We start from the raw sequence: 14,256 nt of genomic DNA, 5'->3' as shown, positions 1-14,256 counted from the left end.
CATCTTTTATCTTCTTGATTTGTTCGCGTAAATAATATTTGGTTCGGATATTACCCTCCCCCGGGTATGATCGAACCGATTGCGAGGAACGAGAAGATCAGCACATCCTGCACAAAATGGATCAGCCACGCCCACCATAATCCGCGCGTCTCAAGCATGGACTTGCCCAGGAACCAGCCAAGAAAACCCGCCATAAGCACGCCGATCACGCCGTATGGGACTCCATAAAAATGACCGATCCCAAAATAGGCCGCCATCAACAAAAGAGCTTGCTGTTTGCCGACCACTTCCTCCAGTGTGGATAGAAAGGATGCCTTGTATATTATTTCTTCGTTGAAGGCGTTGAGCGCTGCCGAGATCAATATGGCTGGGATGAAAGGCACTGCGCGCAGGGCAATATCCAACGGTGGGCGGCCCGCGATCACAAGAAAAGCCAGTGTCCCCAAACTAAGGATAACTGCAAAGTTGCGGCCAATTTTATTCCAACGATCGCCTTGTTGTACGCCCAGCCAGCGGACTGGCTCAGCTGGCGCACTGGTATCTCCTTTGACGAGGAAGAATGCGGCACGACTCTTTTTCAGGAGGAATAAAACCGCAATGATGCCCAGTGTCACCATCAACCTCAGGGATTGTTCCGCGGGCATGAAAATATTGAAGGATGGATTTTTCAACCACGTCTGATAGAACGGCAGTTGGTCCACTTTTGTGTAGACGAACCACTCAATTCCTGTAAGGAAAAGAAATAATATGAAGAATGGCCTCAATGAACGGACAGCGTTGCATGTGAAGGTCAGCACCAGCCCTGTCAGTATGAGAATAGCTGCCATCACAGACTGCAAATCTGCAGGAACATTTTTATGAAAGATCTCCCGCAGAATGATCATGGGAATGGAAGATGCCAGCAAAAGAAAGATCCAGGCAGTGAAGATGATGGGTTTGCGGGAGGAATTCGAGGGGTCGATGACCATTTTTTCTCCTTATTCGATATGACTCTATTGTAGTGATTCTTTGTTTAGAAATCAATTTGCACAAACTCGATCATCTAGTGAGTCAAGGAGCGAAGCTTGAAACTTCGACACCTGATACTTTGACACTCCCCGAATAAATCTCGGTTATACTTTGCACCGCATACAAGGCACTGTGTTGAAGTTTTACATCAATACTATGTGACATAGATGTAATTTATTTCTTAGGCAAAAGAGGTTTTCTCCAGAAAGCAGTATGACTGACCACATCCGTAATTTCTGTATCATCGCCCATGTTGACCATGGCAAATCCACGCTTGCAGACCGCCTGCTTCAATTAACAGGCGCCATCTCTGAGCGCGACATGACCGAGCAGGCGCTCGACAGCATGGACCTCGAACGTGAAAAAGGCGTCACGATCAAGTCCTCCGCTGTCCGCATGTTTTACACTTCACAAGCCAATCAACGCTATGAGATGAACTTGATCGACACGCCCGGGCATGTGGACTTCGGCTACGAAGTCAGCCGCGCGCTCAAAGCCTGCGAAGGCGCGATTTTGGTTGTGGATGCGACTCAGGGAATCGAAGCCCAGACATTGGCGAACCTTTATCAGGCGCTCGAAGCCGACCTGACAATTGTCCCTGTTATCAACAAAATTGATCTCCCCTCAGCCCGTCCCGACGAAGTGGCTGAAGATGTAGGCTCTTTGCTTGGGATTGATCCTGATTCTGTTCTGAGAGTCTCAGCCAAAGAGGGAATCAATATCGAGAGTATCCTAGAGGCGATCGTTCAGCGTGTGCCTTCCCCGAAGGATGTGGATGACAAACCGGTCCGCGCGTTGATCTTTGACGCGCATTATGATTCATATAAAGGCGTGATTGCGTATGTGCGTATCATGGAAGGCAGGATCAAATCCACCGATGTATTGCGCATGTTGGCTACCAAACTCGACCTGCGCCCGGTTGAGATCGGTATCTTTGTGCCGAAGATGCAGCCCGTGGATATGCTCGGCTCTGGGGAAGTAGGTTACATTGCCACGGGATTCAAAACCGTGCACGAATGCCGCGTAGGCGACACGATCACACTTGCATCTGCGCCAGCTGAAGAGCCTTTACCCGGTTACCATGTTCCCAAGCCGATGGTTTTCGCGGGCATTTATCCTGTTGAAGCGGATGATTACACCACTTTGCGAGAGTCGCTCGACAAACTACAACTCAACGACGCTTCACTGACATTCCAACCTGAAACCTCTCAGGCGTTGGGTTTTGGATTCCGCGCTGGTTTCCTCGGTTTGTTCCACATGGAGATCATTCAGGAACGAATTGAACGCGAATATGACCTGAATGTGCTTTTCACCGCGCCATCTGTTGAATATGAAGTCTTGATGATCGGCGATAAAGTCATTACCGTTGACTCGCCCGCCGAATTACCCGACCCAAGCAAGATCGTTGAAGTCCGCGAACCGTGGATGAATATCGAGATCATCACGCCCACTGATTATTATGGTCCCATCATGGATCTGGTCACGAAGCGCCGCGGCATCTTCAAGCAGCAGGAATATCCCGCGCCGCATCGTGTGCAATTGGATTTTGAAATTCCGCTCTCCGAGATCATTATTGACTTCTTTGATTCATTGAAGTCACGCACCAAAGGCTACGCCTCGCTCGATTATCAATTCCTCGAATATCGCGCCGACAAATTGCAGAAGCTGGAGATCCTCGTCAACGGCGAACCGGTCGATGCGCTGGCGGCCATTGTCCATGAGAAGGATGCGTTCCATAAGGGACAGCGTCTCATCACCAAACTCAAGGATCTAATTCCACGCCAATTGTTTGATGTGGCTGTTCAAGCCTCTTCGGGTGGCCGTATTATTTCACGCGCAAACGTTAAAGCCACGCGCAAGGACGTGCTCGCAAAATGTTATGGCGGCGACATCTCGCGTAAAAAGAAATTGCTTGAAAAACAGAAGAAGGGCAAGAAGCGCATGAAGATGGTCGGTAGTGTGGAGATCCCACAGGATGCGTTCATGGCCGTCTTGAAATTGGATGATGATTAATTCTTAACCACGAAGGACACAAAGTTTTTTAATCTTTTTCCTTGGTGCTCCTTTGTGACCCTTTGTGGTAAATAAAAATGAAAGATGTAAAACGCTTGCTCCCAGGCGCGCTGATCAGCATTGCACTGATCGCCGCCATTTTGTATTTCGTTGACTTCCGCACGATGTGGAATGCGATCCGCACCGCCAATTATTCGCTGCTCGCTGGTTCGGCGGCACTTTCATTTCTGTGGATGCTTGGCCGCGCGAAAGTCTGGCAGACCTTGTTGCGCGATAAGCCCAAATATATCGATGTGCTTTTCGCCGCAAGCGAAGGCTATTTACTGAATTCCTTTTTGCCTTTCCGCCTTGGTGAGATCGGACGCGCATTTCTGCTCAGCCGAAAATCTGGGATGCTGTTTGGTGAGATCATTCCCACAATTGTCATTGAAAGGATCGTAGACCTGGCTTTCTCCGCCGCGATATTGCTGGCGGCCTTGCCATTCGTAGTCGGCGCGCAAGGGTCGGGGAATATCGGTTATATCGTTGGCGGTATCGTCATCTTTGGGCTGGCCATGATGTATGTGCTGGCGCGCAACAACAAATGGGCGTTGGATCTGTTCCACAAACTCAGTGTGCGCTGGCCGTCCCTGCAAAAATTTGGCGGTAGTTTCCTCGAGTCATTTTTTCAGGGTCTCGGCGTTCTGACAGATGGCTGGCTCTTCCTGCGCTTCCTGTTTTGGATGACACTGGATTGGGCGATCGCGCTGGTCGCTTATTATTTGATCATCCTCGCGTTCTTTCCGCAGGCTCAACCGGTCTGGACTCTCTTTGTGCTGGGTGCGGCGGCCTTTGGCGGAGCGATCCCTGCTCTGCCGGGCGGAGTGGGTACTGTTGAAGGAGCAGTCAGCGCCGCTTTGGCCTTGTTCACCGGTGACCAATCCACGGCGCTTGCTGCGGCATTGACCATGCGCTTATATAATTATCTCAACAGCGGCATCCTTGGCGGTATTGGTCTGATGCGTGAAGGGCAGACTCTTTCGGGAGTGTATCAACAGATATTGAATTTTAGGAAAAAAGAAGAATAATTAAAAATGTCGTTGTGAGGAGCGGAGCAATGAAGTAACCTCTGTATTGAGTGGATAGGAGATTGCTTCGGGCGAAGTGCAAGTGCGCCCTCGCAATGACATGTGGAGATGCCATGTCAAAAAATTATTTGATCACCGGCGGTGCCGGATTTATCGGTTCGAATTATGTTCATCGCTTATTGAAGCGCGGCGAGAAGGTCACCATCTATGATAACTTCGCGCGCGCTGGTGCTCCGCGTAACCTGGATTGGTTGAAGCAGGAATTTGGGGAGAATGCTTTCGATGTAGTTGTCGGGGATGTGCGCGATGCGGACAGGATCGCTGAATCAGCCAAAGTTGCGGATGTGATCGTGCACCTGGCTGGTCAAGTCGCAGTGACAACATCCGTAATAAATCCCAGAGACGATTTTGAATCCAATGCGTTCGGCACATTTAATGTATTGGAAGCAGCGCGCCTTTCTGGAAGTGACCCGATCTTTATTTACGCTTCCACCAATAAAGTGTATGGCGGCATGGAAGATGTGGAACTGTTCGAGGAATCCACGCGCTGGCGCTATAAGGATTTGGTCAATGGCTGTCCTGAGACTCAACCCTTGGATTTCCATTCACCATACGGCTGCTCAAAAGGAACGGGCGATCAATACGTGCGTGATTATGCAAGAATGTACGGTCTACGGTCCATTGTCTTCCGTCAAAGTTGCATTTATGGCCCGCGCCAATTTGGCATTGAAGATCAGGGCTGGGTGGCGTGGTTCATCATTGCCGCGGTGATGCGGCGCAATATCACCATCTATGGCGACGGAAAACAGGTGCGCGACATTCTGTATGTGGACGATCTGCTGAATGGCTATGATCTCGCGATAGAGAAAATTGATGTCTCTGCGGGGCAGGTCTATAACATGGGCGGCGGACCGCAAAACGTGATGTCGATCTGGGCGGAGTTTGGCCCCAAGCTTGAACGTTTGATCGGCGAATCCATTGAGGTGGCGCGCGGCGATTGGAGGCCCGGCGATCAGCGTGTCTTCTACGCTGATATTTCAAAAGCTGAAAAAGAATTAGGCTGGAGGCCAAATATCAATGTGGAAGAAGGCGTGCAAAAACTGTTCGAGTGGGTGAAGGAAAACCGGAAATTGTTTTAGCGCAAAAGAACCGCCATGAATTCATGACGGTTCTTTTGATTCTATTGTCCCCTGTTTTAAGAATATCTCGTACTCGCATTTGCTCCATAAGCCATATTCTGTGGTTAAATTGCAGAGGAATAAAAACCGCATACCATTGGTGAAAAATGCTTATCCATTCAGCCTCCCAGCTTCTTACCCTTGCCGGCGGTCCGCAGCGCGGACATGCCCTCGGCACGCTTGGTATCATCGAGAACGGCGCGGTTGTTGTCCGCGATGAAAAGATCATTGCGGTCGGCACGACGGATGAACTCAGGAATGCCTATCCCGACGAACCGACTCTGGATGCAGGCCAATGCGTCCTCATGCCCGGGCTTTGTAGACCCGCACACCCACCTGATTTGGGCGGGCGACCGTGCCAACGAATTCGAGATGAAAATGGGCGGCATGGCATATCTCGATATTCTTGCAGCAGGCGGCGGCATTATTTCAACCGTAAAAGCCACACGCACCGCCAGCATGGAAATGCTCATCGCGCAGACCCGTCCGCGCCTTTTACGCATGTTCTCACACGGCACAACCACCGCCGAAGCCAAGACCGGGTATGGCTTGCAAACCTCCACGGAACTGCGACTGCTCAAAGCCCTGCTCACACTCGATGATGAAAGTCCGCTGGACTTAGCCATCACTTTCCTTGGCGCGCACGCCATTGCCCCGGAATATAAAGGCAATCCGCAGGGCTACACTGACGAAGTCACGAACACCATGCTGCCCATGTTAAAAGAATGGTGGGAGACTCATGCTCCGCGGCTGCCGCTACCTTTTGTGGATGTTTTCTGTGAAACAGGCGCATTCAGTCTTGAACAGTCGCGTCAAGTCTTGACCAAGGCTGGGTCGCTGGGATTCCCGCTCAAGATCCACGCTGATGAATTTGACAACCTCGGCGGCGCATCTCTCGCGGCAGAGTTGGGCGCGGCATCTGCAGATCATCTGGTGTGTACCTCTGATGCAGACATTGCTGCTTTGGGCAGATCGGACACAGTTGCGGTATCTCTGCCATGCACGCCATTCGGGCTCGCAGAAAAAGATTACACCCCTGCCCGCAAACTCATTGAAGCGGATGCCATCTTCGCTCTCGCCACAGACTGCAACCCGGGAACGACATGGAACGAGTCGATGCAGTTTGTGATCGCTCTGGCCTGCCGCGCAATGAAGTTGACGCCGGCACAAGCCATCGCCGCCACAACTATTAATTCCGCCCACGCAATTCGCAGGTCAGATTCGATCGGTTCCATCGAAGTGGGAAAACTGGCAGACATGCTCATCCTGTCTGTGTCAGATTATCGCCAGCTTGGATATCGCTATGGCACAAATCTTGTCAAACAAGTCATCAAACGCGGACGTGTATATTCGGTGGATATTGGGTATTACCGGGCCGCGTAATTAATCACTGGAGAAAATATGCAAATTGATATTATCGGTGTTCCGATCGATCTTGGCGCAGACCGCCGCGGCGTGGATATGGGACCCAGCGCGATCCGTTATTCACATTTACAAAAAAAACTGGAAGAGCTTGGCTACGATGTGCATGATGAAGGCAATGTGGAAGTCCCCATTGCTGAAATGTGCCAGATCACAAATCCAAATTTAAAATATATTGATTGCATCGTTCCTGTGTCGCGACGTATAGCAGGCGCGGTGGCCACATCCACGCAAGCCAAACATTTTCCGCTTGTATTGGGTGGAGACCACAGCCTGTCCATTGGTTCTGTGCGCGGCGCGGCGCGCAATAAAAAGATCGGTGTCATTTGGATAGATGCCCACGCGGATTTTAATACCGCTGAAACCACGCCTTCTGGCAACATTCACGGTATGTCGCTGGCAATCCTTGCGGGTCTTGGAGACAAAAGTCTTGTACAACTCTGGGATGAGTCAACTCCCGTGATCGACCCATCTAAGATCGCCATCATCGGCGCGCGTGATCTCGACTCTGGTGAAAAGGTCAACTTGAGCAATGCCGGCGCCATGGTGATGGGCATGGAACAGATCGACCGTTACGGGATGGTCACGGTTCTTGAACGAGCGATTGAGCGTGTCAGTCGCGATGTGGATGGTATTTATCTTTCCCTTGACCTGGATGCGCTTGACCCTGAACACGCGCCCGGTGTTGGGACTCCCGTCCCGGCGGGACTCTCGCAGCGTGAGACGCATCTCGCGTGTGAGTTGATTGCCGAAACAGGATTGCTGGTTGGGATGGATCTCGTTGAAGTTAATCCGATCCTTGATGGACAAAATAGAACCGCTGCGCTCGCTGTCGAGTTTGCGCTGTCCGCGCTTGGCCGCCGCATCTGGGGCGGATAATCATGAAACCAACACTTTCCGATATTGAACAACTCGCGCGCGGCGCAGGCGCGATCCTGCGTGATGGTTATAACAAGGAGCATCAGGTCAGCTACAAAGGCGTGATCGATCTTGTCACAGAAATAGACCATGCCTCGGAATCATTTTTGATCAAAGAAATTCAGTCACGTTTTCCAGACAGCCATATCGTTGCCGAAGAAAGCGGTGAAACGCAAGGAAGCAATGAGGGCATCTGGTACATTGATCCGCTGGACGGGACCGTGAACTATGCACATCACATTCCCCTGTTCTGTGTATCCATCGCATTTGCGTATGATGGAAGTGTAAAACTCGGTGCAGTCTATGACCCACTGCGCGATGAAATGTTTACTGCCGAACGCGGCAAAGGTGCATTCCTGAACGGCAAGCCGATCCACGCATCCGCTGCAACTGAACTGCAAAAAAGTTTACTGGTAACAGGCTTTCCATATGATACATGGAATACCGAGAAGGATAATTTCAAGAATTTTGAGAAACTCGCCAAGACGACTCAGGGGGTACGCAGACTCGGTTCCGCCGCACTGGACGGCTGCTATGTCGCCGCGGGCCGCTTCGACGGCTTTTGGGAGTTGACCCTCAAACCCTGGGACATCGCCGCTGCAGGACTCATCGCCGAAGAAGCTGGATCTCGAGTCACCGCAACGGATGGAAAACCGGATTACATATCTTCTCCCCAATCCATTCTTGCTGCGGCGCCGGGGGTCTATGAAAAATTGTTGGAGCAATTGAATTGACAAAAAAGGACAGGCCAAAGCCTGTCCTTTTTGATGTGAATAACTGTGGGCCCGGCAGGATTCGAACCTGCGACCAAGCGATTATGAGTCGCCTGCGCTAACCGCTGCGCCACGGGCCCGCGTAGAACTGCGCAATTATAGTCAATTTTTCTCTTTGTGTGTAATTTGTTCCTTGCGCAGCTCTCAAACATTTCATGGAACGAGAATTGCCCCGGACTCCTTCGGATCAAATCCATCAGGAAACTTTGTGCTTTTGGCGTAGACAGCTTCGGTAAGCTTGGCCCACCGCAGGTTAGCACCGCTAAAATCGGCGCCAGTCAACTTCGCTTCGGTCAGGTCCGCTTTACTTAAGTTGGCGCCGATCAAATTTGCCTCGCTCAAGTCGGCTTTATTCAGATTAGCCTCGCTTAAGTCGGACTCCCCCATATTGGCGCTTATCAGCTTGGTGCTGCTCAAGTCGGTTTTGCTCAGGTTGGCTTTGCTTAAATTAGCCCAGCGCAGGTCGGCATGATTCAGGTTCGCCCCGCTTAGGTTGGCACTGCATATGAAAACACCGATCAGGCTGGCACTGCGAAGGTTGGCCTCGGTCAAGTCTGCATGATTCAACTTGGCGCTGCTAAGGTTGGCTTTGCCCAGGTTGGCGCGGATCAGCTTTGAGTGGCTCAGATCGGCTTTCGTCAGATCAGCGCCTCGCAGATCTGCACCGCTCAAATTGGCTTCGTTCAACCGTGCGCCAGTCAGCCAGGCATCGATAAGGTCGGCATCCACCAGATCTGTGCCGCTCAAGTTGGCGCCATTTATTTCAGCACGATTCAAGTTGGCGTTGCTTAGGTTAGCCCAGCGCAGATCAACGCCAACCAATTTGGCGCGGCTGAGATCAGATTTCGTCAGGTCGGCATCGACCAGATCGGCTCTGCGTAAATCGGCGTCGCTTAAATTGGCGCCGCTCAATCTGGCATCGGTAAGATCTGCGTCAACCAGGTCAGCATGACTTAGGTCGGCATCCGGCAACCGCAACGGTTTTGATTGCCTTAGTAATTTAGAAAGCTCATCCTTTGAGTATTGCATTGTCCTACCTCCATGTAGATTGTTTATGGATGAACATCGCTTTCAATAGATCTAAAATGATTACGAGTGTTTGAAGAATACCATTATTCCTGCTTTTAGACCTCAACTGCCTGTACAACAAAGCTATATGTAAAAACAATAATATCAGATCATCTTTTCTACTCCGCCAGCCGGCGGAATCAAGGTCGCTCAAAAATCAAGTGCTTCAGAGTCCAGTGTCATGCAATATGACTCCTGACGCTGAAGCACTTATATGAGCGGGAGATGGGATTCGAACCCACGAATATCAGCTTGGAAGGCTGATGCCTTACCACTTGGCGACTCCCGCGTGGATCACTCTATATGTTTGACCGTCAAAATGGTTGAGATAAAACATTAACCATCAAGGCTGATGCCTTAACTAGGCGGGTATTATATGGGTATTTCGAATTTTGAGCAAGTGGAGGGTGAAATTGTGGAAATGTCACCATTCTCCAAATAGCGGGAGAGCTTTTCCCGTTCGGTACTCATCCAATAGTTTTTTATGCGGGGTAAAAACATCTACGGGCAAGTCCTTCAGCGGGAATTCCCTCACTTCCGCGATCTCGCCATCGGCCCCGCCTGTTATCTTGAAGTCTCTACATATAAATACAACGGTGTGATCGGTCTTCCATTCGCTAAAATTGGTATATGCGCCAATCAAGTTGATTTTGTCCAGTTGAGCGCCTGTCTCTTCAAAGGCTTCCCGGCGCGCGGCGTCTGCAAGCGTTTCCCCGCGTTTTACACCGCCGCCCGGCATGTGCCAGCCTGCCACATACGTGTGACGCACCAGCCAGACTTTTTCGTTTTGGATCATCATTGCCCGCACACCCATGCGCACCGGACGAAAGATGAAGCAATATATTTTGAAGACAAGATATATGAAGCGGAAGAACATTTACGAGTGACCCAAAATAGGATGCGGGCGATATGGTTCTTCGAGTTGATTGATCTCTTCGTCTGTAAGTTTGATCTCCAGCGCGGCGATCGCCTGATCCAAATGCTCGATCTTGCTGGACCCGATAATGGGTGCGGCGATATGGGGTTTGCTCAACACCCAGGCCAATGCGATCTGCGAAGCGGTTACATTATGCGTCTTGGCGATCTCTTTTGCGTGTTCCGCCACCGTGAAATCTTCATCGCGAAAATATAATTCATTTGCAAACGGGTCGCTGTTGGCGCGGACACTCTCTCCGCCGCCTCCGCGTTTACGGTCGCCTGCGAAGAATCCGCGCGCCATGGGACTCCAGGGAATCAGTCCGATACCCTGGTCCTTGCAGAGCGGGATCATCTCACGTTCCTCTTCACGGTAGACAAGGTTGTAGTGATTCTGCATCGAGACGAATTTTGCCCAACCGTTCATTTCCGAGACGTGAAGTGCCTTCATGAACTGCCATGCGAACATGGAGGACGCTCCGATATAGCGTGCCTTGCCCGCACGCACCACATCATTCAGCGCTTCCATTGTTTCTTCGATGGGGGTGTTGGTGTCCCAACGGTGGATCTGGTACAGGTCAACATAATCCATTTGCAGGCGTTTCAGGGATTTGTCAATCGAGTCAAAGATGTGTTTGCGCGAGAGACCGCGGTCGTTCACATCATCGCTCATGGTGGAGAATACCTTTGTGGCAACGATAATGTTCTCGCGTTTAATCCCTTCAGCAAATTACCTGTAATGCGTTCGCTTTCTCCCAATGAATATACATCGGCTGTATCGAAGAAATTGATTCCTGCTTCCAGGGCGCGGTCCACGAATGGTTTTGCTTCCTTTTCCTCCAACACCCATTCGCGCCATGATTTTGAGCCGTACGTCATCATCCCCAAACACAGGCGGGAAACTTTTAATCCAGTTTTTCCGAGATTAACGTATTGCATTGTTTCCTCCATTTGGAGTGGGGCAGCTTGCTGCCTCACTCCAGAGTTATATGATCGTCAAATTCGCCAGGCTTGCATCCAGGCGTTTTAATCCGACTAATTTAAATTCGATGACAACGGTTTCGTCGCTGCCTTGTATCTTGCTTTCCAAAACCGTGCCTTCTCCAAATGATGGGTGCTTGACGCGGTCTCCAGATTTGAATTTGCTGACTGCCTGTGCCACAGGAGCAGACCTGGGCGGGGGCGGAAGCGTCCACTTTGATTCGGAAGAGCTTGGTGTGCGGTAAAAACTTTGGGATGAGGAGAATGAAGTCGTAGGACGTCCCGTGCGGGTCTTTCCAACCAGCAGGTTGGCGGGGACATCTTCAAGAAAACGGGATGGGTACGTTTCTTCCGACATACCGCGGCCGCCGCGTGAAATGGCGCGCAGTAAATATAGGCGGTCTTTGGCGCGCGTGATGCCGACATAGAACAGGCGGCGTTCCTCTTCCATTTGGGCGGGTTCATCGAACGAACGGCTGTGCGGAATGATGCCGTCATCCAGGCCGACGATAAAGACTGCGCCAAACTCAAGTCCCTTGGCTGCGTGGAGCGTGAGCAGTGTTGGCGCGTTTGCATCGGTGATAGTGTCCTGGTCGGCGACGAGGGCGATGTTTTCAAGGAACTCATCCAGCGTGCGCTGGGAATATTCGAGCGCGAGGCGTTTCAACTCGAGTACGTTATCCCAGCGGTCCTTGCTTTCCTCTGAATCGTCTTCCACAATAAAATCTTTGTAATTGATATCTTTGACAATTCTGTCGAAGAGTTCCACGATCGTCAGCGTGGGAGCGAGCGCGACCCAGGTTGAGAACATTCCGCCAAAATCGGCGAGTGGAAGTGCGGCGCGTCCGGTGAAGGATTTGTAATAAGGTGACTCTGCGCCGCGCGCGAGATCAAGTAATATTTCACCGGGTGTTGTGTTGGCCTGATTGGCAACGAGGTGAAGCGTGGTCAATGTTTTCTCGCCGATCCCGCGCGGCGGGACATTGATGATGCGTCCGAGCGCGGCTTCATCTGCGGGGTTATGCACCAGGCGAATAAATGAGATCACATCCTTGACTTCGCGGCGTCCGTAAAACCGTTGTGCTCCAACCAGTTTATAAGGAAGACGCGCCTGCAAGAACGCTTCTTCAATTAAGCGCGACATGGCATTGGTGCGGTACATGACCGCGCATTCGCCCGGCTCGAATTGCTTGGAGGCGACCAGCTGCGCGATGGAATCTACGACAAAAGAGGCTTCATCGTAATCGTTGTAGGCTTCATGAAACAATATTTTTTCGCCCGCGCCGCGGTCACTGAAAAGTTTTTTCTTGCGGCGGTTGCTGGCGCGGTCGATCACGCCCATGGCGGCATCGAGGATGTTTTGGTGGGAACGGTAATTTTCCTCCAGCAGCACAACCTGTGCATCCGGAAAATCCTGCTCAAAGCGCTGCACGTTACGGTAGTCCGCGCCGCGCCAGGCGTAAATGGATTGGTCGGGATCGCCGACGCAAAAAATATTTTTGTGGTGTGAAGCGAGATGTTTCACCAGCGCGTATTGTGCGAGGTTCGTGTCCTGGAATTCATCCACGAGCACATGCCTGAATCTTTGCGCGTACTTCTCGCGCACCGCCGGCACATCTTCCAACAGGCGCGCGGTATAAATAAGTAGATCATCGAAATCCACCGCGTTGCTTGCGATCAATCGCTTTTGATACTCAATGTAAACACGTTTGACAACTTCATCACGATAGACGTTGATCGGGTATTCTTCAGCGCTGATCAGCTCATTCTTTGCGCGCGAGATCGAGGCGTGTACGCTGGCCGCCCTGTACAGCTTGTCGTTCAAATTCAATTCCTTGATAATACTCTTTACAATGCGCTCCTGGTCGTCGGAATCAAAGATGACGAAATTCGATCCCAGCGGCAGATGGTCTGATTCGCGGCGGAGGATGCGCGCACAAATGGAATGGAACGTGCCGAGCATGATGCCGTCTGTGGCTTGCTCATTAAGCATCGCTTTCACGCGCGCGTCCATTTCCTTGGCGGCTTTGTTGGTGAATGTGACCGCCAGGATCTGCCACGGACGGATGCCTTCGTTGGCGATCAAATAAGCGATACGCTGTGTCAGAACGCGCGTCTTGCCGGAGCCCGGACCTGCCACGACCAGAACGGGTCCATCGGCGGCTGTGACGGCTTTTCTTTGTTGCGGATTAAGTTTATTAAGGAAGTCCATGGTTGTTAGGATAACCTATAACGAGTGAAAAGTTAAAATGAAAAGATGAAGTACGCCTGCGCGCTGGGAAAAAATATCCCGCACATCCAGGTATGCGGGATATCGAATTTGAATTACGCCCTGCAGGATGCGAACGCTGTAAACTTTCCTAGTCCAGTTCGGAAGTGCAGTTGGGGCAGCGGGTGGCTTTGATGGAGATGATGCTAAAACAGTGCGGGCAGTCCTTTATGGTCGGTTCCGCCACAGGTACGGGTTTCTTTAATCTGTTTGCGGCTTTCACGATAATGAAGATGACAGAGGCGATCAGGAGGAAATCAATGATGGTTTGTACGAACGCGCCCCACTTGATGACCGCTGCTCCTACTATGATGGCTTGTTCGCTGAAATTCACCCCGCCCATAACCAGCCCGATGATTGGGGTGATGATATCACCGACCAGGGAAGTAATGATCTTGCCGAACGCGGCGCCGATGATAACAGCGACCGCGAGGTCCAGAACATTTCCGCGCAACACAAAGTTTTTGAATTCCTTGAGCATAAAGATCTCCTTTTGACCATGATTAATGTGTATTAAATAATTTTGTTCGCCGATCTGCGGACGTTGGATGAAAATAAATTGCGTTTGGATTTTATGTTAGGAAAGGAGGCTTGTCAACAATGTCTTTTCTTTTTTAAATATTTTCCATGAAGGTTTTGGTCGA

The 14,256-nt window shown here is 51.0% G+C and carries 11 protein-coding genes, 2 tRNA genes and 1 pseudogene; 6 read left to right on the top strand and 8 right to left on the bottom strand.

Going from position 1 to position 14,256, the window contains the following annotated elements; all coding sequences use genetic code 11:
* Positions 1–50: 50 nt before the first annotated feature.
* Positions 51–968, bottom strand: a complete 918-nt coding sequence (locus IPL17_RS26045) for a CPBP family intramembrane glutamic endopeptidase (protein ID WP_345310008.1) — start codon at positions 966–968, stop codon at positions 51–53.
* 253 nt (positions 969–1,221) lie between these two features.
* On the opposite strand from IPL17_RS26045, the gene lepA reads away from it, so the two are divergent.
* The 6 genes from lepA to IPL17_RS26015 all read left to right on the top strand — a co-directional run bounded on the left by lepA (position 1,222) and on the right by IPL17_RS26015 (position 8,340).
* Positions 1,222–3,021: a translation elongation factor 4 gene (gene lepA / locus IPL17_RS26040; RefSeq protein ID WP_345310007.1), complete on the top strand. Its 1,800-nt coding sequence runs from the start codon at positions 1,222–1,224 to the stop codon at positions 3,019–3,021.
* A 77-nt stretch (positions 3,022–3,098) separates the two neighbouring features.
* Positions 3,099–4,088, top strand: a complete 990-nt coding sequence (locus tag IPL17_RS26035; protein WP_345310006.1) for a lysylphosphatidylglycerol synthase transmembrane domain-containing protein — start codon at positions 3,099–3,101, stop codon at positions 4,086–4,088.
* 113 nt (positions 4,089–4,201) lie between these two features.
* Positions 4,202–5,227: a GDP-mannose 4,6-dehydratase gene (locus IPL17_RS26030; protein WP_345310005.1), complete on the top strand. Its 1,026-nt coding sequence runs from the start codon at positions 4,202–4,204 to the stop codon at positions 5,225–5,227.
* A 297-nt stretch (positions 5,228–5,524) separates the two neighbouring features.
* Positions 5,525–6,649, top strand: coding sequence for an imidazolonepropionase (gene hutI / locus IPL17_RS26025; RefSeq protein ID WP_345310004.1), 1,125 nt, complete (start codon positions 5,525–5,527; stop codon positions 6,647–6,649).
* Positions 6,650–6,667: 18 nt separating this feature from the next.
* Positions 6,668–7,567 (top strand): arginase, encoded by a 900-nt coding sequence (gene rocF, locus IPL17_RS26020; RefSeq protein WP_345310003.1) that lies wholly within the window; start codon positions 6,668–6,670, stop codon positions 7,565–7,567.
* Positions 7,568–7,569: 2 nt separating this feature from the next.
* A complete protein-coding gene (locus tag IPL17_RS26015) occupies positions 7,570–8,340 on the top strand; it encodes an inositol monophosphatase family protein (protein ID WP_345310002.1) in 771 nt (256 codons plus the stop codon).
* 46 nt (positions 8,341–8,386) lie between these two features.
* Here IPL17_RS26015 and IPL17_RS26010 read toward each other — a convergent pair.
* The 7 genes and pseudogenes from IPL17_RS26010 to mscL form a co-directional block, all read right to left on the bottom strand.
* A tRNA-Ile gene (locus IPL17_RS26010) sits at positions 8,387–8,459 on the bottom strand.
* A 73-nt stretch (positions 8,460–8,532) separates the two neighbouring features.
* Positions 8,533–9,408, bottom strand: coding sequence for a pentapeptide repeat-containing protein (locus IPL17_RS26005; protein WP_345310001.1), 876 nt, complete (start codon positions 9,406–9,408; stop codon positions 8,533–8,535).
* Positions 9,409–9,664: 256 nt separating this feature from the next.
* Positions 9,665–9,736, bottom strand: a tRNA-Gly gene (locus IPL17_RS26000).
* A gap of 135 nt (positions 9,737–9,871) precedes the next feature.
* Complete coding sequence (locus IPL17_RS25995; RefSeq protein ID WP_345310000.1) at positions 9,872–10,324, bottom strand: NUDIX domain-containing protein; 453 nt, start codon at positions 10,322–10,324, stop codon at positions 9,872–9,874.
* Positions 10,325–11,301: pseudogene (locus IPL17_RS25990) on the bottom strand (aldo/keto reductase). It abuts the gene before it with no gap.
* Positions 11,302–11,347: 46 nt separating this feature from the next.
* Positions 11,348–13,555: a UvrD-helicase domain-containing protein gene (locus tag IPL17_RS25985; protein WP_345309999.1), complete on the bottom strand. Its 2,208-nt coding sequence runs from the start codon at positions 13,553–13,555 to the stop codon at positions 11,348–11,350.
* 148 nt (positions 13,556–13,703) lie between these two features.
* Positions 13,704–14,093 (bottom strand): large conductance mechanosensitive channel protein MscL, encoded by a 390-nt coding sequence (gene mscL, locus IPL17_RS25980; RefSeq protein ID WP_345309998.1) that lies wholly within the window; start codon positions 14,091–14,093, stop codon positions 13,704–13,706.
* Positions 14,094–14,256: the final 163 nt, after the last annotated feature.

The sequence above is a fragment of the Candidatus Villigracilis saccharophilus genome, assembly GCF_016711665.1.
This window is presented reverse-complemented; position numbering and strand designations above follow the sequence as displayed.

Bases quoted from the DNA above. Each gene is read 5' to 3' on its own strand.
- IPL17_RS26045 (WP_345310008.1), bottom strand. From the start codon at position 968: ATGGTCATCGACCCCTCGAATTCCTCCCGCAAACCCATCATCTTCACT.
- lepA (WP_345310007.1), top strand. From the start codon at position 1,222: ATGACTGACCACATCCGTAATTTCTGTATCATCGCCCATGTTGACCAT.
- IPL17_RS26035 (WP_345310006.1), top strand. From the start codon at position 3,099: ATGAAAGATGTAAAACGCTTGCTCCCAGGCGCGCTGATCAGCATTGCA.
- IPL17_RS26030 (WP_345310005.1), top strand. From the start codon at position 4,202: ATGTCAAAAAATTATTTGATCACCGGCGGTGCCGGATTTATCGGTTCG.
- hutI (WP_345310004.1), top strand. From the start codon at position 5,525: ATGCCTATCCCGACGAACCGACTCTGGATGCAGGCCAATGCGTCCTCA.
- rocF (WP_345310003.1), top strand. From the start codon at position 6,668: ATGCAAATTGATATTATCGGTGTTCCGATCGATCTTGGCGCAGACCGC.
- IPL17_RS26015 (WP_345310002.1), top strand. From the start codon at position 7,570: ATGAAACCAACACTTTCCGATATTGAACAACTCGCGCGCGGCGCAGGC.
- IPL17_RS26005 (WP_345310001.1), bottom strand. From the start codon at position 9,408: ATGCAATACTCAAAGGATGAGCTTTCTAAATTACTAAGGCAATCAAAA.
- IPL17_RS25995 (WP_345310000.1), bottom strand. From the start codon at position 10,324: ATGTTCTTCCGCTTCATATATCTTGTCTTCAAAATATATTGCTTCATC.
- IPL17_RS25985 (WP_345309999.1), bottom strand. From the start codon at position 13,555: ATGGACTTCCTTAATAAACTTAATCCGCAACAAAGAAAAGCCGTCACA.
- mscL (WP_345309998.1), bottom strand. From the start codon at position 14,093: ATGCTCAAGGAATTCAAAAACTTTGTGTTGCGCGGAAATGTTCTGGAC.